Origin of the sequence: Pseudomonas gingeri (genome assembly GCF_013386115.1) — a bacterium.
Classification (GTDB): Bacteria; Pseudomonadota; Gammaproteobacteria; order Pseudomonadales; family Pseudomonadaceae; genus Aquipseudomonas; species Aquipseudomonas gingeri.
Genome location: NZ_JACAOR010000016.1, coordinates 50,219 through 75,361, shown reverse-complemented (window position 1 = coordinate 75,361; position 25,143 = coordinate 50,219). Strand labels below are relative to the sequence as shown.

The 25,143-nt window shown below is 61.3% G+C and carries 26 protein-coding genes and 1 tRNA gene; 14 read left to right on the top strand and 13 right to left on the bottom strand.

All coding sequences use genetic code 11. The features are described from left to right. Nucleotides 1–35: 35 nt before the first annotated feature. Entirely contained in the window at nt 36–596 is a 561-nt protein-coding gene (locus tag HX881_RS30550) for a carboxymuconolactone decarboxylase family protein (RefSeq protein ID WP_177088293.1), read from the bottom strand. Nucleotides 597–700: 104 nt separating this feature from the next. Between HX881_RS30550 and HX881_RS30545 the strand changes: the two genes are divergently transcribed. Continuing rightward, the gene (locus tag HX881_RS30545; protein WP_177088291.1) at nt 701–1,615 is read left to right on the top strand and encodes an AraC family transcriptional regulator; all 915 of its coding nucleotides are present in this window, start codon (nt 701–703) and stop codon (nt 1,613–1,615) included. 126 nt (nt 1,616–1,741) lie between these two features. Here the strand turns inward: HX881_RS30545 and HX881_RS30540 are convergent, their stop codons facing one another. After that, a complete protein-coding gene (locus HX881_RS30540; RefSeq protein ID WP_177088289.1) occupies nt 1,742–2,302 on the bottom strand; it encodes a hypothetical protein in 561 nt (186 codons plus the stop codon). Nucleotides 2,303–2,369: 67 nt separating this feature from the next. Continuing rightward, nucleotides 2,370–4,241 (bottom strand): ATP-binding protein, encoded by a 1,872-nt coding sequence (locus tag HX881_RS30535; protein WP_177062697.1) that lies wholly within the window; start codon nt 4,239–4,241, stop codon nt 2,370–2,372. A 255-nt stretch (nt 4,242–4,496) separates the two neighbouring features. Here HX881_RS30535 and HX881_RS30530 point away from each other — a divergent pair, with 255 nt between their 5' ends. Beyond that, on the top strand, nt 4,497–5,804 hold the full coding sequence (locus HX881_RS30530; RefSeq protein WP_343054871.1) for a family 8 glycosyl hydrolase: 1,308 nt from the start codon (nt 4,497–4,499) through the stop codon (nt 5,802–5,804). Then, the gene (locus tag HX881_RS30525) at nt 5,804–6,013 is read left to right on the top strand and encodes a hypothetical protein (protein ID WP_017123882.1); all 210 of its coding nucleotides are present in this window, start codon (nt 5,804–5,806) and stop codon (nt 6,011–6,013) included. Before HX881_RS30530 ends, HX881_RS30525 begins: the two co-directional genes overlap by 1 nt. A 10-nt stretch (nt 6,014–6,023) precedes the next feature. On the opposite strand, the gene HX881_RS30520 is transcribed toward HX881_RS30525, so the two are convergent. Continuing rightward, nucleotides 6,024–6,986: an NAD-dependent epimerase/dehydratase family protein gene (locus HX881_RS30520; protein ID WP_177088287.1), complete on the bottom strand. Its 963-nt coding sequence runs from the start codon at nt 6,984–6,986 to the stop codon at nt 6,024–6,026. A gap of 95 nt (nt 6,987–7,081) precedes the next feature. Between HX881_RS30520 and HX881_RS30515 the strand changes: the two genes are divergently transcribed. Next, a complete protein-coding gene (locus tag HX881_RS30515) occupies nt 7,082–7,987 on the top strand; it encodes a LysR family transcriptional regulator (RefSeq protein WP_177088285.1) in 906 nt (301 codons plus the stop codon). Between the two features lie 47 nt (nt 7,988–8,034). Here HX881_RS30515 and HX881_RS30510 read toward each other — a convergent pair whose 3' ends face one another. The 3 genes from HX881_RS30510 to HX881_RS33080 form a co-directional block, all read right to left on the bottom strand. After that, nucleotides 8,035–9,273 carry a hypothetical protein gene (locus HX881_RS30510; RefSeq protein ID WP_177088282.1) on the bottom strand — a complete coding sequence of 413 codons (1,239 nt, stop codon included), beginning with the start codon at nt 9,271–9,273 and terminating at the stop codon, nt 8,035–8,037. Nucleotides 9,274–9,486: 213 nt separating this feature from the next. Continuing rightward, nucleotides 9,487–10,305 (bottom strand): alpha/beta fold hydrolase, encoded by an 819-nt coding sequence (locus HX881_RS30505; protein WP_177088280.1) that lies wholly within the window; start codon nt 10,303–10,305, stop codon nt 9,487–9,489. A 179-nt stretch (nt 10,306–10,484) separates the two neighbouring features. After that, the gene (locus tag HX881_RS33080) at nt 10,485–11,417 is read right to left on the bottom strand and encodes a class I SAM-dependent methyltransferase (RefSeq protein ID WP_177088278.1); all 933 of its coding nucleotides are present in this window, start codon (nt 11,415–11,417) and stop codon (nt 10,485–10,487) included. A gap of 198 nt (nt 11,418–11,615) precedes the next feature. Here HX881_RS33080 and HX881_RS30495 point away from each other — a divergent pair, with 198 nt between their 5' ends. The 3 genes from HX881_RS30495 to HX881_RS30485 all read left to right on the top strand — a co-directional run bounded on the left by HX881_RS30495 (nt 11,616) and on the right by HX881_RS30485 (nt 15,367). Continuing rightward, nucleotides 11,616–13,220 (top strand): tyrosinase family protein, encoded by a 1,605-nt coding sequence (locus HX881_RS30495; RefSeq protein ID WP_177088276.1) that lies wholly within the window; start codon nt 11,616–11,618, stop codon nt 13,218–13,220. Between the two features lie 272 nt (nt 13,221–13,492). Beyond that, a complete protein-coding gene (locus HX881_RS30490; protein WP_177088274.1) occupies nt 13,493–14,893 on the top strand; it encodes a glycerophosphodiester phosphodiesterase family protein in 1,401 nt (466 codons plus the stop codon). A gap of 213 nt (nt 14,894–15,106) precedes the next feature. Then, nucleotides 15,107–15,367 (top strand): hypothetical protein, encoded by a 261-nt coding sequence (locus HX881_RS30485; protein ID WP_177088272.1) that lies wholly within the window; start codon nt 15,107–15,109, stop codon nt 15,365–15,367. Nucleotides 15,368–15,474: 107 nt separating this feature from the next. Here HX881_RS30485 and HX881_RS30480 read toward each other — a convergent pair. After that, nucleotides 15,475–15,562, bottom strand: a tRNA-Ser gene (locus HX881_RS30480). A gap of 122 nt (nt 15,563–15,684) precedes the next feature. Here HX881_RS30480 and HX881_RS30475 point away from each other — a divergent pair. From HX881_RS30475 to HX881_RS30445, 7 genes are all read left to right on the top strand, one after another. Then, the gene (locus HX881_RS30475; RefSeq protein ID WP_177066249.1) at nt 15,685–16,356 is read left to right on the top strand and encodes a Bax inhibitor-1/YccA family protein; all 672 of its coding nucleotides are present in this window, start codon (nt 15,685–15,687) and stop codon (nt 16,354–16,356) included. Between the two features lie 111 nt (nt 16,357–16,467). Continuing rightward, on the top strand, nt 16,468–16,860 hold the full coding sequence (gene tusD / locus HX881_RS30470) for a sulfurtransferase complex subunit TusD (protein ID WP_017123865.1): 393 nt from the start codon (nt 16,468–16,470) through the stop codon (nt 16,858–16,860). 1 nt (nt 16,861) lies between these two features. Beyond that, entirely contained in the window at nt 16,862–17,224 is a 363-nt protein-coding gene (tusC, locus tag HX881_RS30465) for a sulfurtransferase complex subunit TusC (protein ID WP_017123864.1), read from the top strand. Then, a complete protein-coding gene (gene tusB / locus HX881_RS30460; RefSeq protein ID WP_017123863.1) occupies nt 17,224–17,523 on the top strand; it encodes a sulfurtransferase complex subunit TusB in 300 nt (99 codons plus the stop codon). The genes tusC and tusB overlap by 1 nt, the downstream gene beginning before the upstream one ends. After that, a complete protein-coding gene (locus HX881_RS30455; protein WP_017123862.1) occupies nt 17,520–17,855 on the top strand; it encodes a TusE/DsrC/DsvC family sulfur relay protein in 336 nt (111 codons plus the stop codon). The genes tusB and HX881_RS30455 overlap by 4 nt, the downstream gene beginning before the upstream one ends. Then, nucleotides 17,852–18,853 carry a glycosyl transferase family protein gene (locus tag HX881_RS30450; RefSeq protein WP_177088270.1) on the top strand — a complete coding sequence of 334 codons (1,002 nt, stop codon included), beginning with the start codon at nt 17,852–17,854 and terminating at the stop codon, nt 18,851–18,853. The genes HX881_RS30455 and HX881_RS30450 overlap by 4 nt, the downstream gene beginning before the upstream one ends. Nucleotides 18,854–18,941: 88 nt before the next feature. Further along, nucleotides 18,942–19,940, top strand: a complete 999-nt coding sequence (locus tag HX881_RS30445) for a glutathione S-transferase family protein (RefSeq protein ID WP_177088268.1) — start codon at nt 18,942–18,944, stop codon at nt 19,938–19,940. Nucleotides 19,941–20,099: 159 nt separating this feature from the next. Here HX881_RS30445 and cysG read toward each other — a convergent pair whose 3' ends face one another. The 5 genes from cysG to lolA are packed head-to-tail and all read right to left on the bottom strand — an operon-like array spanning nt 20,100 to nt 25,130. Then, a complete protein-coding gene (gene cysG / locus HX881_RS30440; protein ID WP_177088266.1) occupies nt 20,100–21,494 on the bottom strand; it encodes a siroheme synthase CysG in 1,395 nt (464 codons plus the stop codon). Then, nucleotides 21,494–22,774, bottom strand: coding sequence for a serine--tRNA ligase (gene serS, locus HX881_RS30435; protein ID WP_177088264.1), 1,281 nt, complete (start codon nt 22,772–22,774; stop codon nt 21,494–21,496). Before serS ends, cysG begins: the two co-directional genes overlap by 1 nt. A 16-nt stretch (nt 22,775–22,790) precedes the next feature. Then, on the bottom strand, nt 22,791–23,165 hold the full coding sequence (gene crcB, locus HX881_RS30430) for a fluoride efflux transporter CrcB (protein WP_177088262.1): 375 nt from the start codon (nt 23,163–23,165) through the stop codon (nt 22,791–22,793). Beyond that, on the bottom strand, nt 23,162–24,487 hold the full coding sequence (locus tag HX881_RS30425; RefSeq protein WP_177088260.1) for a replication-associated recombination protein A: 1,326 nt from the start codon (nt 24,485–24,487) through the stop codon (nt 23,162–23,164). The genes crcB and HX881_RS30425 overlap by 4 nt, the downstream gene beginning before the upstream one ends. A gap of 19 nt (nt 24,488–24,506) precedes the next feature. Beyond that, entirely contained in the window at nt 24,507–25,130 is a 624-nt protein-coding gene (gene lolA, locus HX881_RS30420) for an outer membrane lipoprotein periplasmic chaperone LolA (protein WP_017123855.1), read from the bottom strand. Nucleotides 25,131–25,143: the final 13 nt, after the last annotated feature.

Genomic DNA, 25,143 nt, shown 5'->3' with positions numbered 1-25,143 from the left:
GAACGCGGCGCCCGGCCATTGCCGACGCCGTTGAATCATTGACCCGCCGCTTGCCAGCGGTACTTGGCCAGCTCGGGATTGAGCGGCGTGCGGGCGAAGACATTGGCGAAGTTGCACAGGGTCGCCAGACTGACGCCGAGAATCACTTCCAGGGCATTGCCCTCGGTGTAGCCGGCCGCCGTGAAGGCGCTGAAGGTCTCGTCGCTGACATTGCCGCGGGTGGCGATGACTTCCCGGGTAAAGCTAGCCAGTACTTCGAGTTTTTCCTCGGGCAGTTCGCTTTGCCCGCGCAAGGCACTGACCACCTCGTCCGGCAGCCTGGCCTTGTTCACCGCCACCGCGGTATGCCCGGCGACACAGAAATCGCAACCGTGGGTGGTGGCGGCAATCAACTGCACCACTTCGCGCTCGGCCAGGCTCAGCTCGGCTTTGCCATTGAGCCCCGATACCGTAACGTAGGTTTCCAGGGCCGCCGGTGCGTTGGCGAGCACGCCGAGCAGGTTCGGGATAAACCCGGAGTTCTTCTGAGCGTTCTCCAGAAAAGGCCTGGCCGCTTCAGGGGCGCTTTGCAGAGTGTGTAAAGTGACGCGCGACATGGCGTGGACTCCAGTTGATGAGATGTCCGGCAAGTCTGTTGGTTATAAGAATTCCGATCCATATTCTAAAGTAGCGTTTACTTGCTCCTGAGTGTTTCCATTAGATGATTTCGTCCAGCCCACTGGTTGATTGGTTATTAGAGAGCCTCGAGCTCGACACCAGCCTGTTTCATGTCGGGCGCTACTGCGGTGGCTGGCACGCCAGCACCCATGGCCTGGCGCGGGCCAGCTTCCACCTGATCGTGCAGGGACATTGCTGGCTGCATATTGATGGAGCGCAAGCCGGCGTGCGTTTGCATGCCGGGGACGCGGTGTTTCTGCTGCGCGACCTGGACTATCGGCTCTCGAGCGCCGAGGACAGCACCCGGGCCAGGGACCTTCCACGCATGGCGATGACCGCGCTGGACGGCGAGGCCCAGGATGGCGTGGGCCTGGTCTGCGGCTTCTTCCATTTCCGCTCGGGGCTGTCGTCGCTGATCATCGACGGGCTGCCGGACTGGATCGTCCTGCGCGCCGGCGATCCGTCATCGACGGCGGCCCGGGCCCTGTTCGAACTGATCCTGGACGAGTGCCAGCGGCAACCGGCGCCCTCCCCGGCATTGCTGGAGCGCTTGAGTCACCTGCTGTTCCTGTATGTCCTGCGCCAGCAGGTGGCGGGCAACCAGGACCTCGGCGGACTGGTGGCGCTGGCCCGGCACCCGGGATTCGCGCCGCTGCTGGAACAGTTGATCGAGCGCCCCGGCGAAAGCTGGTCGCTGGAAAGCATGGCGGCCTGTACCGGGATGTCGCGCTCGGCGTTTTTCAAGCGCTTCAACGAACTGGCCCGACAGTCGCCGGGCCAGGTGCTGCTGGCCTTGCGCATCCGCCATGCCTGCCAGTTGCTCAAGGCCAACAACACCGTGGAACAGGTCTGCGCGGCGGTGGGCTATCAGTCGATCGCGGCATTTACCCGGGCCTTTGCCAAGTCGGTCGGGGTGCAACCGGGGGCTTATCGCAGGCAGCATGAAGGACGGGGCTAGAGGTCGGTATAACCAGCTGAAACTTTCTGGCCAAGGTATCAACTGACGACCGCTGACGCCCTACCCTACGAGCAATTTTTTTCCAGCAGACTGGAACAACAATAACGCGGCTTGGCCTCAAGATGCTCAGTGCTCCGACTGCCCAGTATCAATTTCATCAAAAATGCTTTTTCTACGAACCTGCTTTATGTTTCTTACTTCGCCGATTTTATTGAGCGCCTCAATAAGCAGATCAGACAGCTCTATCCTGCTTACCACAAGTTTATTACTCAAGATCCAGCACACACCTTCAGGACGAGCAATAGCGACTCTTGCAATCGGTAGGTTCCCCTTGAATTTCCTTGGACTCTCAAGCTTGGCCAATGGCATTCTAACTTTCTCAAAATCCTCCACAAGCTTTCTGAACGTCTTGGCATGCGGATGCTTTCCCTCATTCAATTGCTGCCAGATGGTTCTTATCAGTTCATAGGCTCCCAACACCCATAAATAACTATGGGTATAATGATCTTTTTCACGATCACTATCACCTCTTGATACCCCTTCGGGAAAACTCGTCATCCAGTGGTCTTCAGCAACGAGCTTTGCGTCCATGCGTGCCAAGCCATTCAATACCTCATAGAACCACATATCAAACCCCTGAACATAAATCAGTGGCATCATCCATTTTTGATAGCGGCTATCATCCATCACAATACCCAATCAACCATTAAACGTTAAAATAAAAAAATACTCACATCGTGATCCCGACTATCGATCACTCAATCACGGAAACACGGCCCTGAAGCTGGTGCCGGTAATCCGCTGAACGCTGAAGCACCTCGGCGAAGCCCAGGAAGTTCGCCGGCTTGGTCAGAATATCGTTGGCACCCGCGCGTCTGAAACGCTCGATCTCATTCGAAAAAGCGCTCGCGGTGAAAGCCACGATGTAGCAGGTATCACCCGCGGGCAACTCACGAATTCTACGGATGGCTTCGAGCCCATCCATACCGGGCATATTGATATCCATCAAGATCACATCCGGGGTCGAAGTCATACAGTGGTCGAGTGCCTCAAAGCCATCGGACGCCAGATCAGGCTCATAGCCCAAGGTTTGCAGCATCGCCATGGCCACCTTCTGGTTCAGCAGATGATTCTCAACCAACAGAATATCGAGTGGGTAATCACGCGCGAAAGATGCGTCAAAAACCAAGGCGGGATGGTCCTTGGCAACGGGTATCTCAGAGACAGGGAAGGGCTCGATGGGAAGTGAGAAGGAGAAAATCGAACCGACCCCGAACAGACTGCTGAAGGACAGCACGCCATTTTGAGCTTCGATCAGGCTCTTGCAAATGGACAGGCCAAGGCCGCTCCCGGTAAAGCGTTGGTCAACCGGGCCGTTGAACTGGGTGAAGGGCCTGAATAGACTGACCTGCTGCTCCTTGGAGATGCCGATACCGGTATCACGTATTGAAAAGTCGAGCCGAGGGTCAGAGTCACTGCCATTGGCACTGATCGTAAGCGAGATCTTTCCTGTTTCGGTAAATTTCACCGCATTGCCCAACAGGTTGATCAATATCTGACGCAGGCGATCAGCATCGGTTTTGACCCACAAGGGAACATTGCTTGAAACACTGGCCTCAAGCTCAATCGGTTTGTCCTGGATATTTTGCCGGACCAGTTCAGCACTGGATGTAACCAGTTCTCGCAGGTCGAACACACGGGGCTTGAGATCCGGCTTTCCCGACTCGATCTTTGCCAGATCAAGAATATCGTTGATCAGGGATAACAGGGCTTTGCCACTGATCTGAATCGTGCTCAGCAGTTCCCTTTGCTCCGGACTCAGCGAAGTCCCGGCCAGAAGGTCGGTCGCACCGATGACGCCATACATGGGTGTACGAATCTCATGGCTCATGGAGGCGAGGAATTTGGTCTTGGAGCGATCAGCATGCTCAGCAGCACTCTTGGCCTTGTTCAAGGCCTCGTTTATCTGCAATTGACGCAAATGAGCACGCATACGCAAGGAATCGACCACGAATAAAAGGCTAAAGGCAACAAGGACCAAAATGGCCAGAACAATATGATAAAGCGACTCTTGGCCAAGCTGCTGATAATAGTCGGCCAGCCTTATCTCCGCGCCAGCGATATAAGAGCTTCCATCCTGGGATTTCAGCGGAATGAAAACAGCGCGAAAGTCCCCCCATCGATCAGAGTAGTCGATCCAGGTAGGTTCGGTCCGGTCAAAACTATCAAGCAGCGCCTGGCTGGCATCAGGGTAAGGATCGAAGAAACGCACGAAGTTCTTGTCCTGAATCTCCTGAGCCGAGGCGCTGGAACTGACCAGATAAGCGGCACCTGCCTGTTTCACCACTGTATAGATAAACGCCGTGCCCATTGACTCATTGAATCTGGAAAGACGCTGGATGGCGTTCAAGTCGTCCGCTTCCGACTTTGAATTTTTGTCGATCAAATGGTCATGATAACGATCCCCGAGAATAGCCGACGCACCCAACGCGGCATGGAGAAGTTTGTCATTGATACTCTGCGTCAGAATATCCCGGGCCTGGGAGTGCAGATAATAGATATAACCACTGACACCGAAAATATAGACAAACAATAAAATCCATATATTTCTTCTGGCTTTGAACATATGCCGCGGCCTCCATTGCCGCCAAATCAGAGTATCTGAAGCCGCGCTCCATGCGTTTTTTCAAAATATCCCAAAGACCACAGAAGGACGAATCCTGTCCCTGATATCAGGCCACTTTACCGCAGCCTCATTAAAAGCGGAAACGCTGGTTACAGCCCGTTACAGCAGCCTGGCGAGCCGAACATTACGCTGCCGCCCATCTGCAATAGCGCCAGCGGATGTCATCCGCACCGGATCAGGCTGGAGAGTCATTTCGTGCATCGCCTTACCCTGCAACTGTTCGTCCTGTTGATGGCGGCCTGCCTGGCTACCGCCGCCCTGGGCGCCGATACCCCGGCGCGGCCCGCCTTTGCCGCCGCGAGCTACTTTCCGGGCACGATCCAGCCCGACCATCTGCCCAGAGCAGAGCTGGACCGGCAACTGATCGCCTTCTACAACGACTGGAAAACCACCTACCTGACCCAGGCCTGCGGAACCGGTCGTTACCTGGTCAAGGTCGGCGCCGACGGCAAACCCGTGGGTGGCGGTACCGCGCCCGGGACCCTGACGGTCTCCGAAGCGCATGGCTACGGGATGCTGATCAGCGTGATGATGGCCGGCGCCGATCCCCAGGCGAAAACCGTTTTCGACGGCATGTTCCGCTACTTCCAGGATCATCCGGCCAGATCGGATCGCGGCCTGATGGCCTGGAACCAGGTCCATGGCTGCGGCAATGCCGGCGCCCCGTTCGGCGGGGAAAACAGTGCCACCGACGGTGACCTGGACATCGCCTACGCCCTGTTGCTGGCCGACAAGACCTGGGGCAGCAAGGGCCAGATCGACTACCTGGGCGAAGCGAAAACGGTGATAAAGGCCGTCCTCGAACACGAGGTGCATCCCCATGCCAGCCACCTGCTGCTCGGCGACTGGGTCGGCGCCGACGACAACCCGCAGATCGAGTTCAGCACCCGTTCCTCCGATTTCATGACCTCGCATCTGTATGCCTTTTTTCTCGCGACCCAGGACCGCCGCTGGCTGAGCGTGCGCGACAGAACCTACTTCATTATCAAGAGCATCCTACGCAATCATGCGAAGGACACCGGCCTGATGCCGGACTTTATCAGCCGTCTCAACCAGTCGCCGTCTCCCGCCCGCGGCGAACTGCTCGAGGGCGCGCACGACGGTGACTATTCCTGGAACGCGGCCCGTTATCCCTGGCGGGTCGGCCTGGACTACCTGCTGTACGGCGATCAACGGGCCTTCCGCGCACTCGTACCGTTCAACCGCTGGGCCCGGAACAGCACCACCAACCGCCCGAAGGCCTTTCACGACGGCTACCTGCTCGACGGCAAGCCCCTGGCCGACGAAGGCAGCAACAGCCCTGCCCTCATCGCCGCACTGGGCGTCAGCGCGATGATCAGTGGCGACAACCAGGCCTGGTTGAACGGTATATGGGATGACCTCCAGCAACAGTCGCTGTCGAGCAATGACTACTACGCCAATACCTTGAAGCTGCTGGGCATGCTGGTCATGTCCGGACACTGGCAGAAGCCCCTGACTCCCGTGTGGTTCGACAGCCCGTGATGAAGCCGGTGAACACCTTCAATGTCAGCTACCGGCTGCATCGGCAGCGCCTGTCCGCCCAGTTGAAAGCCTGCGTGCACAAGCTGTCCGGCAAGCATGCGCTGATCCTGATCTGCGCCCATCACGGTGCGCTCTTTACCGACGACACCCGGTTGGAGGAGGTCGCCCGGGCACTGGGCGTGCATGACATCAAGATCCACAAGCGTTGAGCCCCGCGGGCTAGAGACAACCCTGGCCCACCAGTGTCGCGACCACCGCCTGGTCCAGCGGCGTGTGCGGCTCCTTGCCCAGCACCGCCAGCAGCCTGGCGTTGCCCATGCGCACCGGTTGCTGCCACAGGTAGCGCATTTCCAGCAGCTCGCGGAAGGTCGGCACCACGGGCGCGGCCAGGCGCACCAGCCACCAGGGAAATGCCCGTCGCTTCACCGCCCCACCCGTGCGCTCGACCACCCGCCGGATCGCCTCGGCCATCTGGGTGCCATCGGCATCCCAATGGCCGGCGAACTGAAAGGTCGCGAAGGGGGCCAGCCGCTCCCGCCGGGCCAGCAACTCGACCATGGTCCGGGCCACATCCGGCAGGTAGGCCCATTGATGACCAACACCCGTCGCCCCCGGCAGATGAACGACCCTGACCGCCCTTCCCCGCTTGATCAGGCCCTGGGAAAACCAGGTGTTGCCGGCCCGGGGTCCGAAAAAGTCGCCCGCTCGCACCACGATCACCCGTACGCCGTCGTCGGTGGCGGCCCGCAGCCGCGCCTCGAGTTCGACACGGATCAGGCCCTTGCGGGTCAATGGCCGCTGGGGGGACTCCTCATCCAGGACGGGAAAGGCATCCGGACCATAGTTGTAGACCGTGCCGGGCAACACCACGGTAGCGCCTTCGGCCCGTGCCGCGGCGATGCTGTTGTCGATCATCGGCAGCACCAGTGTCGCCCAGTTGCGATAGCCCGGCGGGTTGACGCCATGGACGATCACACTGCAGCCCTGGGCAGCGCGCAGGACATCCCCGCGGTTCATCGCATCGCCACGCAGCCAGGTCATGCCATCGCGCTGCTCGCACTCGAGGGCCAGCCCACGCTGCAACGCCACCACCTGCCAACCACCGTCGCGCAGCTGCCGTGCCACTTCACCGCCGATACCGCCGCTGGCCCCGAGGACCAGTACCTTGTTGTTCATTGCCATGTCCGCTCTCCGGAAAAGTCGTGGTGAGCAAAGTCTGGGCCCGATCCTTCATCAAATAAATTGCACAAGAGAAGCGATCAGCCATACATTTATGCATGGACAAATCGATAGGTTGGGAGCTCTACCGTACTTTTCTGGCCGTGCTGACAGAGGGCTCGCTCTCGGGCGCGGCACGGGCGCTGGGCATTACCCAACCCACCGCCGGCAGGCATATCGCCGCGCTTGAGGCCTCGTTCAGGCAGCCGCTGTTCATCCGCTCGCAAACCGGCCTGCTGCCGACCGAAACAGCCCTGGGCCTGCGTGGCTACGCCGAGTCGATGCGCGATACCGCCGCCGCCCTGGAACGCGCGGCCACGGCCCAGGGTGCGCAGGTCAACGGCACGGTGCGGATCTCGGCCAGCGAAGTGATCGCGGTGGAGGTGCTACCGGCGATGCTCGCCCACCTGCGGCAGGTCCATCCGCAACTGAGGATCGAACTGCTGGCTACGGACCGGGTTCTCGACCTCCTCCAGCGGGAAGCCGACATTGCCGTGCGCATGACCACGCCGCGCCAGGACGCCCTGATTGCCCGCAGGGTCGGTGAGGTGGAACTGGGGTTCTATGCCCATCGCGAGTATCTGCAACGGCAAGGCACACCCCACCTCCCGGCGGATCTCGCCCGACACGCGCTGATCGGCTTCGACAGTGAAACACCCTTCGTGCGTTCCGCGAGCAAGCGGCTCCCCAGCTGGCAGCGAAAAACCTTCACCCTCCGCACCGACAACAACCTGGCGCAACTGGCAATGATCCGCGCCGGTTGTGGCATCGGCATCTGCCAGAGCGCCCTGGCCCAGCGCGATGCGAACCTGGTGCGGATCCTCGGCGAGCATTTCACCTTCCAGCTGGAAACCTGGGTGACCATGCACGAGGACCTGCGGGCCAGCGCGAGCTGCAAGGCGGTGTTCGATGCCCTGGTGCAGTGCCTGCAGGCCCACACCAGGATGACGCCCGGCGGACATTGACGACTCGCCGGGCAGCAGCCGGGCGAACCGGCAAAAGCCCGGGACCGCTAGCGGCGCATGACCGCCACCGGCGGCGATACGGCAGTCATTCCCAACGCCGCGAGCAATTGCACGCGGGGCAACGGCGTGTGATCGACAAGCAGGGCCCTCAATGCACTGGCATCGGCTTCAAGCGGCATGTCCAGCGTCCTGCGCACCGACCTGGGCAGGGCCGCCCGCAAGGCCGTGACCATATCCACCGCCTCACCCAGTGTCTGGCCCCGGCCGTTGTAGACCCGATAGCGCCCATCCGCCCGTACCAGCACCCGCTGCAACTCGGCCTGCTCAAGACCGATGCTGTCCAGCAAGGTCCCCGCGGGGCTATCCTGGCGCACCTCGATCCGCATGCAGCCGGGCCAGCAAGGCAAGGTTTCCAGGGTGTGCAGCACCAGCACATCGCTGTCCTCTCCAGCCGCCGAGGCCAGGTAGAGCCCCTCGTACGCGCGGTTCAAGCGCAACTGCTGGCGATACCACTGCGCATCCCGGAGCATCCGCGGGGGGGCCACCTGTGCCGTGGATAACTGACCAAGCTCGTCCTCGTCAGCCCGGGCGATCAGTTCCCGTACCATGGAGGTCGGCAGATCGGCAAAGAATCTTCTGACCTGCCCCACCTGGGGATCGCCCGACTGCTGCCGGAACTGATAACAGATGTCGAACACTTCGTGCCGGTGCCGGGCAAGGGCTTCGCCGGCTTTGCGCCTCAACGCCAACAGGCGGTCTGCGGCCGAGGCGTAGTCGGCCCCCAGCCACTCCCTGATCTGCTCGTCATCCAGATGATTCAGCACGCTGATCCACAGGTCGCCGGCCATCAATTGAGCCTCGCTGACCGAGATTCGCGGCAAGTTCTCGGCGCTGTCCCGCGGGTACTCGACCCGGTTGGCGGTTCCTGCTTCGAACAGCTGCAAGACCCGTGACGTGGGCCAGATCAGTTGCAGCCCCACTTGTTGCAGATAGCGTTGTACGTCGGCATCTTTTGCCGGTGTCTCGTCTTCGGGATGCTCGATAAAGCGCCTGATCTCCCGGTCCAGCCGGAAACGCTCCACGGTATCGAGCAAAAATGCCGGGGGCTGCCGTGCCTGGGGATAGACCTGGTGCAGCACAGGTTCGTCGATACCGCTGGCCACGCAAATCGGCTCGATGTCGGCGTCATCAAACTCAATGAGCAGCGTGTCGATCAACCATTCGAAGTACGCCCCCGTCTCCTCGGGAGGTTCAAGGGAAACTTCGCTGTCAGTGGATGTAGGCATGTAGGTGTGTTCTCCGCGTTTGCTGACCACCGCACTTGGCGGCCTTGCAGAACGATGGAGCAAACCGGCAACCGCGAGGGGCCACCCCACTACCACACACTGGCGGATCTTCGCTCCGTTCTGGCCGTCGACGCCCGGGGACCACCGCTGGCCCCGGGCATCAGCCGCGACCCTGGCCAGGTTGACGATGGTCACCCGCCGTGTCGCGGTGGATCAGCCCGCGAGGAAGGCCAGCAGGTCCTCGTTCAGCGCCTGCCCATGGGTCGCGGCGAAACCGTGGGGGGCGCCGGCGTAGACCTTGAGCCGCGCGCCCGGAATCATCGCGGCGGCCAGCTTGCCGGTGGCCTCGAATGGCACGATCTGGTCATCGTCGCCATGGATCACCAGGGTCGGCACATCGATCCTGGCCATGTCCGCGCGAAAGTCGGTTTCCGAGAACGCGGTCACGCAATCCACGGTGCCCTTGAGCGAAGCCATCAGGGCGATATTCAGGGTCTGGGTCAACACACCCTGGGAAACCACCTGGCCGTGGTTGGTGCCATAGAACGGGCTGGCGAAATCGGCGATGAACTGCGCACGATCCTTGAGCAGGCCGGCCCTGATGCCATCGAACACGGCTTTCGGCACGCCCTGCGGATGGTCGTCGGTCTGGATGAACAACGGGGTCACCGCCCCTAGCAATACCAGGCCGGCAACCCGGCGGCTGCCGTGGCGGGCGATGTAGCGACTGACATCGCCGCCGCCCATGGAGAACCCCACCAGCGTGACCGCTTCAAGATCGAGGTGCTCGATCAGCCCGGCCAGGTCATCGGCAAAGGTGTCGTAGTCATAGCCGTCCCAGGGCTGGCTGGAGCGACCGAAACCGCGCCGGTCGAAGGCAATGGTGCGATAACCGCGGCTGCTCAGGTACTCCATCTGGTATTCCCACATGTCGGCATCCAGCGGCCAGCCGTGGCTGAACACTACCGGTTTGCCGGAGCCCCAGTCCTTGTAATAGATCTCGGTGCCATCGCGTGTCACGAACGTGCTCATGAACAACTCCTGTTGTGCTTGCAGTCGCAGGAAGGGAAGTAGCGGGCCGCTGGCGGGAATGCCGGGGACCTGCGTCACTATCCCCGTCGCTGGACGACAGGAATTGCAGATATGTGCTGTCTGTTGCCGCCGGACGTATTCAAGACTCCGGTGGCTTGCGGGCAGAGCGTTTGATGATTCTATTGGCGCCCATCGTATTCGAACCAGAAACTGCCACCGCCACTTTCATAGCGACCGTGCATGAGGCTGTCCAACAGATCGGCGTTGAAATGCTTGTGGTAGGCACTGCCAAACAACAACCTGGCCCGCGGGTTATCAATCAACAGCGCCAGGAGAAGATATTGCTCCGTCCAATAGATCTGGTGATCGATCAGCCATCGCTGCGGCAGGCCGAATGGAAGAAAGACATCGTGAACATGCACGAATATTTTCCGGGTGATTCGGGGCAGCAGCCGAAGGTAGATGTGCAGGCAATCACTGCCGGTCTTTACCGTATGCGTGGAGTCGATAAACAGGATATCGCCATCTTCCAGAGTGGCGTTCAATGCCTCTATGGTGATGTCCTGGGCACGTTGCACCTGCAAGTCGAGTGCCCCTTCACGGCCAAGCGAGGCGATGAAAGACCTCGGAAAGGGCTCGATGCAACTCAGCGTGCCCGCGCCATTTTTCCGCAGCGCCTCGAGGGCAATCAATGATGAAAACCCGCTGCCGATTTCCACGATGCGCCGGGGCCGGATACGCCTGACGTAAGCGTAATAAGACATGGCATCACTGTAGGAAAACTGGCTGTTTTTCCAGAAGTACGCGGTGCACGTCTCCTCGTTCCCGGCTTCTACAGGGGAAAAATCGACCGCATAGGGAACCAGTTCGGCGAGCTCCATGCGCAGCTTCTGCTGATCGAATATCCCACAGGCCAGATACGGAGGATCCGGCTCACTGTATTCGTAGGAACCCAGCGTCTCGGAAATCGAAGGCGTGTTGGAGTAGAAATTGGCGGGAATGATATTGAGCGCATGCCCCTGCAACCGCTCCCTGTCTTTCTGATCGGCCCATAGCAGCTTTTGCATGACCGGCAACGCTGCGTTGAACTCCTTATCCGTCACATTGACCACTGGCGCAACTCCTGCCCACGTTGATTATCAGCACACACTGACCGTGCATGCGGGAAATCCGCGTGCCTTGGACCCGTCAATCTAACCTATCCATGACCGTTTGGCGCCCATACTGGCACGTTGCCAGATCCCGGATATGCTGCATCAGGCAGTAGTCCCCCGAAGTTTTTCGGGATACCCGGCAACAAGGAGGTCACCATGTCATCCACCCCGCGTGTACGCCGTTCTCTCAGTGATATCCAGTACGACTATGACCACGACAAGAAAGATGAACTTGAAGCCCTGATCCTTGCCTGGAAAGGCATCAAGGATCTTCCCGCCAGCCACCCCAACTCCTTCTTCTCCATCGGCGGCCTGCATGGCGAGCCGTTCCGTGGCAAAGGCAAGACCGACGCCAAATGGTGGGGCGGCTACTGCCAGCACGGCACGGTGCTCTTCCCGAGCTGGCACCGCGCCTATCTCTGGCGCCTGGAAGAGGCATTGCGCAGTATTCCCGGATGTAGCAACGTCACCCTGCCGTTCTGGGATGAATGCAGCGAGCATTCGCGGGAAAACGGTCTTCCTTCGGCCCTGACCCAGGAATCCTTCGTGATCAACGGGCAGAAGATCGACAACCCGCTGCGCTCCTTCGTGTTTCCGCAGGCCATCACCGATGAGCTCCCGGTGACACCGGACAACCCCATCATCTACAGCAAGCCCGAAGGCTACGAGACCGTGCGCTATCCGCTGTCCGGGCTGGTAGGCACCGACGCGGACCGCGCGGCCACCGCATTGCACAACGCCCAGTTCAAGGACCCGAAGAAAAACACCACCTACCTCAATGAAAACGTCAGCACCTGGCTGAGTGGCAAGATCAAGATCGGTGGCAAGTGGCGCGGCGAAGTATTCAGTCGCTTCGAAAGCTGCCTCGATGCCCCTGACTACACCCTGTTCTCCAACACGACTTCGGCAGGCGCGAAGAACAAGGCAGACCCGACGGGGCCCCACCATGTGTCACTGGAGGAGCCACACAACTTCATGCACCTCGCGGTCGGCGGTTTCGACTATCCGGGCGCAGGCGACAGCTCGGCGATTCCTGGAGCCAACGGCGATATGGGCGAGAACGAAACCGCCGGCCTGGACCCGGTGTTCTTCTTCCATCACTGCTTTATCGACTACGTGTTCTGGACCTGGCAGCGTCGGCAAGGGGCCACCGATGAGTTCAGCATCGATCCCACGGATCCCGGAGCCGGCTACAAAGACGCGCAACCTCCGGCGGGCGACGCGGGCCGGGATCCAGACGCCATATTGGGCCTGGACACCTCCCTGGATCCCTTCGTCAAGGCTGACGGCAAAGCCTTCACCACCCGTGACTGCATCAATATCGAGAAGCAACTGGGCTACGTCTATGGCAAGGGTTCCCTGGATGCCTACGCCCAGCCCGCCAAGCAGTTGCTGTTCAAGGCCGAGGCCGTGCAACCCGCCGGCAAGACGCTGCGGGTCAGCCGTATCAACCGGGCGAAAATCCGTGGTTCGTTCCTGATCTCGGCCTACGCCGAAGTCGATGGCAAGCGCGAGTACCTGGGGACCCAACCGGTGCTCAGTCGCTGGCACGTCGAAGGGTGCATGAACTGCCAGACGCACCTGGAAGCCACGGCCACCTTCAAACTGCCCCTCAACGCCGACAACTCGGCCATTGAAGACAGCAGCATCGAGGTGCAAGTGCAGACCCGCGACAAGATCCTGAAACGGCCGAAGACCGCGGACCTGCTGAGCACCGGCAACGCCGTCGCGGACACGCCGTTCCAGCTGGAAATCTACTGATCCAGGGCGGGCCCTGCCCACCCCTGGCGCGACGGCCGAAGGCAATCTTCGGTCGCTGCGCCTGACCGGCCCTGCTCCGACGCGGTTGGTGTCGTTTTTTCCAGTCGGTAACGCTCGGCAACTGCGATGTACTTTATCCAGGCCCGCAACGCCTCCCCCGATGAATCCCAGGTAACGAAGACCTCACCGGTCATACCGGTCCCGCCATGATTTCGTCACGCGCCTGCAGTACCGTTGGAGATCACCGCTCTTGCCCTCTTGAAGGACTGCACATGCATACTCACCCAGGCCTGCCCCTTGCCACAAAGTGTCTTGCCCGCTTTATCGTTGTTGGATGCAGCCTGTTGATGAGTGCCTGTAACAGTACGAACGGGAACTCGCCCGGCACCGGATCAACCGCCGCGGCTTCGTTCAAGACCCTTGACGGTGCAGCACCGCTGATCATCGGGCATCGTGGCCTGCCAGGCCTGTATCCGGAAGAAACGCGAGCCTCCTACGAGAAGGCCGCCGAGGCGGGCGCAGATTCGCTCGAACTGGACCTGCACATGACCCGGGACTGCGTCCTGGTGGCTCGACACAATCCGTGGTTGAGCGACAACACCAACATCAGCGAAGTCGCCAGGACAAACGCCGAAGTTGCCCGCCGCAAGCGCACGGTTCCAGGTGTGCTGGTCAACGTCAGCTACCCTGCCACGGCAGAAAATGGCCCATCCCGCTACCTGAATGACCTGACCGATCCCAAGGATCCGAAATCAGTCCTGAAATCCTTGGTCGTTGATGGCGAAGACCATACCAACGACTGGTCAATCAGCGATTTCACCATGGCCGAACTGCGGCAGTGGATCGGCGGCACCACGTACGATGCCCGCGACCAGCGCCCAGGCGAATTGAACGGCAAGTTGCCGATCTTGAGTTTTCAGGACGTGATCGATATTGCAAAGGCTGAAAGCGCAGCGACGGGTCGTGTCATTACGGTCTATCCGGAAAGTAAAAATCCGATCTGGAACAACGCCCAGGCCATTGCCAATGGTTGCGGCGCACCGGGCAGCCGTCCGTTCGAGAAGGCGATCCTCAAAGCCCTCGACGACAACGATCTCAATCGCAAGGAAGCCCCGGTCTTTGTGCAAAGCTTTGACCCGGCCAGCCTGAAATACCTGCGCTCCATCGGCCTGAAATCCAGGGCAGTTCAACTGGTCGATGGAAACGGCGTCAACTTCAAGACGGGCGAAACCATTTTCATCACGGACAAACCCAACACGTTCGTCAGCGGCCGCCCCTACAGCTGGACCGTAGCAGGCGACCCACGCTCCTTCGGGGCGATGCTGACGCCGGCAGGCTTGGCCGAGGTCAGGACCTACGCCGACGGTATCGGTCCGTGGAAGCCACAGGCAATGGCCCTCACCGTCGCCGGGGGGGCATCGTCCGACGCCGGCCTGGACAAGGCCGACACCCTCAAACCGACCAACCTGATCAGCGATGCTCACAAGGCCAATCTGTTCGTCCATATATTCACCTTCCGCAACGAAGCGAAATACCTGGCAGGTGCCTACAAGGGCGACCCAACGGCGGAATACCTGGCCTTTTTCCGAGCCGGGGTCGACGGCGTATTTACAGACTTCACGCCGACCGCATTCGCTGCCCGCAAGCTCTATCTCAAGGAAGTCGTGCGTTAAACGACGCGACTCCGCCCCTGCTGATGGGTGCTCATTCCCGTCCCGCCTTCATGGGGGACGTTCGGAGAAAGGCAGGTTTTTCCGTGCGGGTTGCCCGTGGTGCGCAGACACAAGGCATTTGGCGCCTCATCAAGGTCGCGACATCATCGGATAATTGGTGCACCGTGTCGCACCTACCCAGGCATCGCAGCCCCACTTTTACCCGGACGTCACATGACACCCAACGCAGAGCGCTACAACCCTTCCACCGAATATGCCGACAAGCTGATTTCGCGTATCGGACAAACACCGTCATGGATTGCCAAACGCATCGGAGTGACCGACAAGCGCATCCGATACATCCTCGATGGCGAAAGAACCGTCAAGGGCGAAACTACCCCCATTCAGATGACCTACACCGAGCAGTTTGCCCTTGAGTGCCTTGCCGCGGAGGCGGCTGCCAGGAAGAAGCAGGAACGGGTCCGGACTGAATGACGAGGCGGTACCCCGGCTGCCTAACGCGTGCGTTACCTGCTGATTGGACAATGCCTGCGCCAGAAACGACAAAGCCCCGAATTATCGGGGCTTTGTGGTGTGTAGTATGGCGGAGGCGCAGAGATTCGAACTCTGGGACCTGTTACAGTCGGCAGTTTTCAAGACTGCTGCCTTAAACCACTCGGCCACACCTCCTATGCATTGCGGGCGCCATAATACCGTAATGAAACACACTGTCAAACTCTCGTGATAGCTTGTTACAGAGCCTCTGTTATGATCTTTGCGACTGAACATTTCAAACCCGAAGGAGTTTCGCCATGCGCGAACAGGATTACGCCGTTAACAACAGCGTGCAGGCTGAGCAGCTAGAGGTTAGCCGCGTCCTGCGCAACACTTACAGCCTTCTGGCCCTCACCCTGGCCTTCAGTGGCGTGATGGCTTTCGTCGCCCAGCAGATGCGTGTCGGCTACCCGAACATCTTCGTCGTGCTGATCGGCTTCTACGGACTGTTCTTCCTCACCAACAAGCTGCGCGACTCGGCCTGGGGCCTGGTGTCCGCCTTCGCCCTGACCGGTTTCATGGGCTTCCTGCTCGGCCCTATCCTCAACCGCTACCTGGGCATGCAGGGCGGCGCTGAAGTGGTCAGCTCGGCATTCGCCATGACCGCCCTGGTCTTCGGCGGCCTGTCGGCCTATGTGCTGATCACCCGCAAGGACATGAGCTTCCTCAGCGGCTTCATCACCGCCGGTTTCTTCGTCCTGCTGGGCGCAATGCTGGCCAGCATCTTCTTCAACATCAGCGGCTTGCAGCTGGCGATCAGCGCCGGTTTCGTGCTGTTCTCCTCGGTCTGCATCCTGTTCCAGACCAGCGCCATCATCCATGGCGGCGAGCGCAACTACATCATGGCGACCATCAGCCTGTATGTATCGATCTACAACCTGTTTATCAGCCTGTTGCAGATCTTCGGCATCATGGGTCGCGACGACTGATCGCACCGCTCAGACAAAAAGCCCGCTTCGGCGGGCTTTTTGTTGTCGGCGATTTAGCTTCCTGGCGTTTCTGGCCTTATCATGACGGCAGATTTGCTGACAGAGTCCCCCATGAAGTTTGCCATTGCGCTGTTTTCCGCGCCCCACGCGCCCTCCTCCCGCCGCGCCCTGCTGTTCGCCCAGGCAGTGCTCGCTGGTGGACATGAGATTGTGCGGCTGTTCTTTTACCAGGATGGCGTGCACAGCGCGTCGAGCAATGTGGTCACCCCCCAGGACGAACAGGACCTGCCGCAAGACTGGGCTGCCTTCGTCAGTGAGCACCAGCTCGACGGTGTGGTCTGCATCGCCGCGGCGCTGCGACGTGGCGTACTCAACAGTGAAGAAGCCCAACGCTACCAACGCGCGGCGGTGAACCTGGGCGGCCCCTGGGAGCTCTCCGGGCTGGGGCAATTGCACGATGCCGTGCAGGCCGCCGACCGACTGATCTGTTTCGGAGGGCCTTGAAATGCCCAAGTCCCTGTTGATTATCAGCCGTCAGGCACCGTGGTCCGGGCCGGGCGCCCGCGAGGCACTGGATATCGTGCTGGCCGGTGGCGCCTTCGACCTGCCCATCGGCCTGCTGTTCATGGATGACGGGGTGTTCCAGCTGACGTCCGGGCAGAACGCCAAGGCCCTGCAGCAGAAAGACCTGACCGCCAACCTCCAGGCGCTGTCACTGTTCGGCGTCGAAGACCTGTACGCCTGTCGCGACAGCCTGGCCGACCGGGGGCTCTTTGCCAGCCAGGTCGCCGGCGAGGACCTGAGCCTGCTCACGGCCGAAGAAATCGTCGCCCTCGTTAATCGTTATGACCAGGTGATCACGCTCTGATGTCGACCTTGCATGTGTTGTCTCACTCCCCGTTTACCGACAGCCGCCTGGGCAGTTGCCTGCGCCTGCTGGGTAGCGAAGATGCGCTGTTGCTCACTGGTGACGCGGTCTACGCCTTGCAACCGCGCAGCCTGCCGCTCGAAGCCCTGGAAGAACGTGCCGCCGAGCTGCGCCTGTTCGCGCTCGACGAAGACCTGCTGGCCCGCGGCCTGGAATGCCCGGACTGGGCGACGCGCGTGGACTATCCGGGGTTCGTCGAGCTGTCGGTCCGCTACGACAAGGTCAATACCTGGCTATGAACACCCTGACTGTGAACGGCCAGGACATCGCCCTGGACAAGGACGGCTACCTGGTGGAGCTGAGCGATTGGTCGCCCGAGGTCGCCAGCGCCCTCGCCGCCCGGGAAACCATCGAGCTGAGCGCCGAGCACTGGGAGATTCTCGAATTGCTGCGCGGTTTCTACCAGGAGTTCGACCTATCGCCGGCCACGCGCCCACTGATCAAGTACACCGCCTTGAAACTGGGTGCCGAAAAAGGCAACAGCCTGCACCTCAACCGCCTGTTCAACGGCACTCCCGCCAAACTCGCCGCCAAGCTGGCGGGCCTGCCCAAGCCGACGAATTGTCTATGACCAATCCTGCTCCCCTGATCACCGAAACGCCCGCCGAACACCCGTTTGCGTCCTTCGTGCGAATTCTCGGCAAGGGCAAGCGCGGCGCCCGCAACCTGACCCGCGAGGAAGCCCGCGAAGCCATGGGCATGCTGCTCGACGAGAAGGTCGAGGACACCCAGCTCGGCGCCTTCCTGATGCTGCTGCGCCACAAGGAAGAAAGCCCGGAGGAACTGGCCGGTTTCACCGAGGCCCTGCGCGAGCGACTCAATGCGCCGGCCCTGCCGATCGACCTGGACTGGCCGACCTACGCCGGCAAGAAGCGCCACCTGCCCTGGTATCTGCTAGCCGCCAAGTGCCTGGCCCAGAACGGCGTGAAGATCCTCATGCACGGCGGCGGCGCCCATACCGCGGGCCGGCTGTACACCGAGCACTTGCTGGACACCCTGCAGATTCCATTGTGCCGCGACTGGCAGTCCGTCGAACAGGCCCTGGCCAGCGGCAATATCGCCTTTTTTCCCCTGGGTGACTGGGCGCCGCAATTGCAGCGGATGATCGACCTGCGCAATACCCTGGGCCTGCGCTCACCGATCCACTCCCTGGCGCGCATTCTCAATCCGCTGGGCGCCCGCTGCGGCCTGCAAAGCATCTTCCACCCCGGCTACCAGGCCGTGCATCGCGATGCCAGTGGCCTGCTGGGCGATACGGCCATTGTGATCAAAGGCGATGGTGGTGAGATCGAGGTCAATCCCGACAGCCCCAGCCATCTCTACGGGACGGCCAACGGCGAAAGCTGGGATGAAGAATGGCCCGCCCTGTCCGAGCAGCGCCATGTCAAACCGGCGACGCTGGAACCCGAGCACCTCAAGGCGCTATGGCGTGGCGACGTCGAAGACAGCTATCCGCAACTGGCCCTGCTGTCGACCATGGCCCTGGCCCTGCGCGGCCTTGGCCTGCCTCGCGAACAAGCCTTCGAACAGGCGCGACGGTACTGGGATGCCCGCAATAGATCGATTTAGTCGATCATTCACCCCGGGGATTTGCGCTATTTCTTCGAACGAATCACTTTAGACTGGACTCCAACGCACATCTGCCGAGGAGTTTCCGATGGGTCTCTTGATCGAAGGCCGCTGGCATGACCAGTGGTATGAAAGCAGCAAGGACGGCGCCTTCCAGCGCGAACAGGCGCAACGCCGTCACTGGGTCACCGCCGACGGCAAACCGGGCCCCAGTGGCGAAGGCGGTTTTGCCGCCGAGGCCGGGCGCTATCACCTGTATGTCTCCCTGGCCTGCCCCTGGGCCCATCGCACCCTGATCCTGCGCAAGCTCAAGGGCCTGGAAGCGCTGGTCGGCGTCTCGGTGGTCAGTTGGCTGATGCTGGAAAACGGCTGGACCTTCGACCGGGAGCATGGCTCCAGCGGCGATCAACTCGACAACCTTACCTTCATGCACCAGCGCTATACCGCTGACACCGCCGACTACACCGGACGCGTGACCGTGCCGGTGCTGTGGGACAAAAAGCTGCAGCGCATCGTCAGCAACGAGTCGGCGGAGATCATCCGCATGTTCAACAGCGCGTTCGACGGGCTGACCGGCAACCGGCTGGACTTCTACCCCGAAACCTTGCGCGGGTTGATCGACAGCTGGAACGAACGGATCTACCCGGCGGTGAACAACGGCGTCTACCGGGCCGGCTTCGCGACCTCACAGGAGGCCTACGAAACCGCGTTCGACGATGTGTTTGCCGAGCTCGACCATCTGGAACGGCATCTGGCGGAACACCGTTACCTGGCGGGCGAGTACCTGACCGAGGCCGATGTGCGCCTGTTCACCACGCTGATTCGTTTCGATGCGGTCTACCACGGGCACTTCAAATGCAATCTGCGGCGCATTGCCGACTATCCGAACCTGTCGAACTGGCTGCGCGAGCTGTATCAGTGGCCGGGGGTGGCCGGGACGGTGGACTTTGCCCATATCAAGGGGCACTACTACGCCAGTCATCGCACTATCAATCCCACGGGGATTGTGCCCAAGGGACCGCGGCAGGACTTTATGGCCGCGCATGATCGCGGGCGGTTGCCGGGGCGTGGGGTATGGAAAATCTGACGGACGCAACGCGAAAACCTGTGGGAGCTGGCTTGCCGGCGATGGCGTCCTCAAGGGCCCATCGCCGGCAAGCCAGCTCCCACATTGGAGCGGTGTTCGCTGCAGATGTCGTCGAGCCTGGCTCCCACAGTTGGGATTGGCATCAATCGTAAATCGGTGTCACACCTGCGATTGCGCACCTTCGAACCAGGCCAGTTTCTCGCGCAACTGAACCACTTCTCCGACAATCACCAGCGTCGGGGCATGGACTTCATGCTCCGCCACCAGTTGCGGCAGATTGGCCAGCGTGCCGGTGAATACCCGCTGATTCGACGTGGTGCCCTGCTGGATCAGGGCCGCCGGCGTGTCCGCCGAACGACCATGCTTGATCAGCTGTTCGCAGATGATCGGTAACCCCACCAGGCCCATGTAGAACACCAGGGTCTGTGCCGGTGCCACCAGGTCGACCCACGGCAGGTCGGTGCTGCCATCCTTCAGGTGACCGGTGACAAAGCGCACGGACTGCGCATAGTCGCGGTGCGTCAGCGGAATTCCGGCATAGGCCGAGCAACCGCTGGCCGCCGTGATCCCTGGCACCACCTGGAAAGGAATGCCGTGAGCCGCCAGTTCCTCGATCTCTTCGCCGCCGCGCCCGAAGATGAACGGATCACCGCCCTTCAGACGCAGCACCCGCTTGCCCTGCTTCGCCAGATCCACCAGTTGCTGGTTGATCTGGTCCTGGGGCACGGCATGATCGGCGCGACGCTTGCCGACATAGATACGGTCGGCATCACGCCGGCACAGCTCGAGAATCGCCGGGGCGACAAGGCGGTCGTAGAGCACCACGTCAGCCTGCTGCATCAGGCGCAGCGCGCGGAAGGTCAACAGGTCGGGATCACCCGGCCCCGCGCCCACCAGATACACTTCGCCTGGCGCATTGGGGGCCGCGCCATTGATCTTCTCCAGCAACAGGCGCTCGGCCTCGGCACCCTGCCCGGCCAACTGCCGGTCGGCAATCGGCCCCTGGAACACGTCTTCCCAGAATGCGCGGCGTTGCTGCACGCCGGGAAACAGGGTTTTCACCTGGGTCCGGAAACGCGCCGCCAACCCGGCCAGCTGGCCATAGGTCGAAGGAATCCAGGTTTCCATCTTGGCCCGGATCAACCGCGCCAGCACCGGCGCATCGCCGCCGCTGGACACCGCGATCACCAGTGGCGAACGGTCGACAATGGCCGGGAAGATCACGCTGCACAAGGCCGGCGCATCCACCACATTGACTGGCACGCAACGCCGATGGGCGTCGGCGGAGACCTGGGCATTGAGCGACTCGTCGTCGGTGGCGGCAATGATCAGCACACAACCGTCCAGGTCGGATTCGCCATAACCACGCAGCAGCATTTCGCCGCCACTGCCACTGATCAACTCACTCAACTGGCTCTCGATCTCGGGAGCGACCACCCGCAGCAGCGCGCCGGCATCGGCCAGCAGGCGGGACTTGCGCAAGGCAATCTCCCCGCCGCCGACGACCAGCACACGGCTGCCGCGCAGGTTGTGAAACAGCGGCAGGAACTCCATCAGCCGATGACCTCGAGGCCGCCCATGTAGGGCTTGAGCACTTCAGGCACACGGATCGAACCGTCAGCCTGCTGGTAGTTCTCCAGCACGGCCACCAGTGTGCGACCCACGGCCAGGCCGGAACCGTTCAGGGTGTGGAGCAGCTCGGGCTTGCCGGTTTCCGGGTTGCGGAAACGCGCCTGCATGCGCCGGGCCTGGAAGTCGCCGCAGTTGGAGCACGACGAGATCTCGCGGTATTTGTCCTGGCTCGGCACCCACACTTCCAGGTCATAGGTCTTCACGGCACTGAAGCCCATGTCGCCGGTGCACAGGGCCAGGACGCGGTAAGGCAGCTCCAGCAGTTGCAGGACCTTCTCGGCGTTGGCGGTCAGGCTTTCCAGGGCTTGCATGGAGGTCGACGGCTCGACGATCTGGACCATCTCGACCTTGTCAAACTGGTGCTGGCGGATCATCCCGCGGGTGTCACGGCCCGAAGCACCGGCCTCGCTGCGGAAGCATGGCGTGTGCGCCACGAACTTCAACGGCAGTTGTTTGGCATCGATGATCTCGCCGGAGACGATATTGGTCAGCGACACTTCGGCGGTCGGGATCAGGTACAGATCGGCCTCGCCTTCGCGGGAGATCTTGAACAGGTCTTCCTCGAACTTCGGCAACTGGCCGGTGCCCTGCAACGCAGGTGCCTGGACCAGGTAAGGCGTGTAGGCCTCTTCGTAGCCGTGTTCGCTGGTGTGCAGGTTGATCATGAACTGCGCGAGTGCGCGGTGCAGCCGAGCAATCGGCCCACGCAGCAGGGCGAAACGCGCACCGGACAGCTTGGCGGCGGTTTCGAAATCCAGCCAGCCGAACTTCTCGCCCAGAGCGACGTGGTCCTGGATCGGGAAATCGAAGGCGGTCGGCGTGCCCCAGCGGCGCACTTCGACGTTGCCGTCCTCATCGGCGCCGACCGGCACGGACTCGTGGGGCAGGTTCGGGATACCCAGCAGGATCTGGTCCAGCTCGGACTGGATGGCATCCAGCGCCACCTTGCCTTCGCTCAACTCGGAGCCCATGGTTTCGACACTGGCCATCAACGGCGCGATGTCTTCGCCGCGCTGCTTGGCCTGGCCGATACTTTTGGAAACCGCATTGCGCTCGGCCTGCAATTGTTCGGTGCGGGTCTGCACCACCTTGCGCTGGCTTTCCAGCTCTTCGATGCGGGCAACATCGAGGCTGAAGCCACGGGAGGCCAGACGATCCGCTACGTCCTGGAGGTTGCTACGTAACAGTTTGGAATCGAGCATGTCGGTTTCTCGTTATTCAGAGTTTGGTCAAGGACAGGCCGGCCCAGGTCGCGAGCAGCCCGCCGAATACGCTGAGGGCCACATAGCCCAGGGCCAGGAGGCCCTGCCCGCTTTCCAGCAGGCGCACCGTATCCAGTGAAAAGGATGAAAATGTGGTCAGGCCGCCGACAAACCCCACGATCAGGCCGGCGCGGATTTCAACCGGGACCTCGGGGCGCAGCAAAAACAGGCCGTAGAGCACGCCAATCACCAGGCAGCCCACGATATTAACGGCCAACGTCGCGGTATAGAAGTGCTTCGGCCAATTGGCGTTGATCAGATTGCCCGTGGCAAAGCGCACCAGGGTGCCGACGATACCGGCGACGGACACGGCAAGTACGGTACGAATCAAGTCTTTCTCCGTTGTTTCGGGCTTTTGCGATCGAGCTCGGCAAGATGGTTGAGCTTTTCGCCGATCTTCAGTTCCAGGCCACGCGGGACCGGCTGGTAGAAGGGTTGCGGTTCGAGTTCTTCGGGAAAATAGTCTTCGCCGGCCGCATAGGCGTCGGGCTCGTCATGGGCATAACGGTACTCGTCACCATAACCCAGCTGTTTCATCAGCTTGGTCGGGGCATTGCGCAAGTGCAGCGGCACTTCCAGCGAACCGTGCTCGGCGGCGCTGCGCATGGCGGCCTTGAAGCCCATGTACACCGCGTTGCTTTTCGGCGCGCAGGCCAGATAGGTAATGGCCTGGGCCACCGCCAGCTCGCCTTCGGGGCTGCCGAGCCGTTCCTGCACATCCCAGGCCGCCAGGCACAGGCTCAACGCCCGCGGATCGGCATTGCCGATATCCTCGCTGGCCATGCGCACCACGCGCCGCGCCAGGTACAGCGGATCGCAACCGCCGTCGAGCATCCGCGCGAACCAGTACAGCGCGCCGTCCGGGTTGGAGCCGCGCACCGATTTGTGCAAGGCGGAAATCTGGTCGTAGAAGGCCTCGCCCCCCTTGTCGAAACGCCGCCGGGTATCGCCCAGCAGGCTTTGCAGCAGTTCGACGCCGATCTCGCTGCCGTCCTCGGCCAGGTCGGAGGCATTTTCCAGCAGGTTGAGCAGGCGCCGGCCATCGCCGTCCGCCGCCGACAACAGCATCTTGAAACCTTCGTCGCCCAGGCTCAGCTGACGCTTGCCCAAGCCACGTTCTTCCGTCAGCGCCCGCTGCACCAGCTTGTTCAGGGCGGCTTCGTCGAGGCTCTTGAGCACATAGACACGGGCCCGGGACAACAGCGCGTTGTTGAGTTCGAACGACGGGTTTTCGGTGGTGGCGCCGATAAAGATCAGCGTGCCGTCCTCGACATAAGGCAGGAAGGCATCCTGCTGGGATTTGTTGAACCGATGGACTTCGTCGACAAACAGGATGGTGCGCTTGCCGTACTGCCCGGCCTGCTGCTTGGCGACTTCCACCGCCTGGCGGATCTCCTTGACCCCGGCCAACACCGCCGACACGGTTTCGAAGTGCGCATCCGAGACTTCCGCCAGCAACCGCGCCAGGGTGGTCTTGCCCACCCCTGGCGGCCCCCAGAAGATCATCGAATGCAGCGCGCCCTGCTCCAGGGCTTCGCGCAACGGCTTGCCCCGGGCCAGCAGGTGTTCCTGGCCGACGTACTCATCCAGGTTGGTCGCCCGCAGACGGGCGGCCAGGGGCTGAGCGATCGGGGCACGGCTAAACAGATCCATGGGCTGCGTTTGAAACCTCTTATTCCTGGATGACGTCAGCACCCTTGGGGATGTCGAACTTGAACTTGGAAGCCGCAATCGGCTCGTTGGCCTTGACCCCGGTGAACAGCAGGTTGGTGCGCTGGCCGACGCTGTCGATCAGTTGCATGTCATTGACCAGGCCGTTGCGGAACGACAGGCGCAGGCTGTCGAACAGAGTGTCCTTGGTTTTCGGCTTGAGAATGAAGTCGATCACGCCGCCGGCTTCCTTGGCGCTGATATCGAAGCTTTCGCTGATCTTCGACACATCACCGGACAACAGCAGGGCCGGGGTCTGGGTCAGGCGCAGGTCAAGCTTCTTGATGGTCACCTGTTCCAGGTCCGGGTCCCACAGGGTGACCTTCTGGCCATCGGAGATCATGGTCTGTTCCTGGGGCGCATCGGTGTGCCAGTAGAACAGGCCCGGGCGCTGCAGGGACATCTCACCGGCGGTTTCCTGCAACTGGGTGCCGCTGCCATCCAGGGTCAGCTGGGAGAACCGCGCCGTCAGGGTCTGAGACTTTTCGAGCAACTGTGTCAGGCGCGCCACATCCTTCTGGTCGGCATGGGCCGACAAGGTGGTCAACGCCAGAACCGGCAACAACAGCATGCGGATAAGACGCATGGGAGTCCTCATG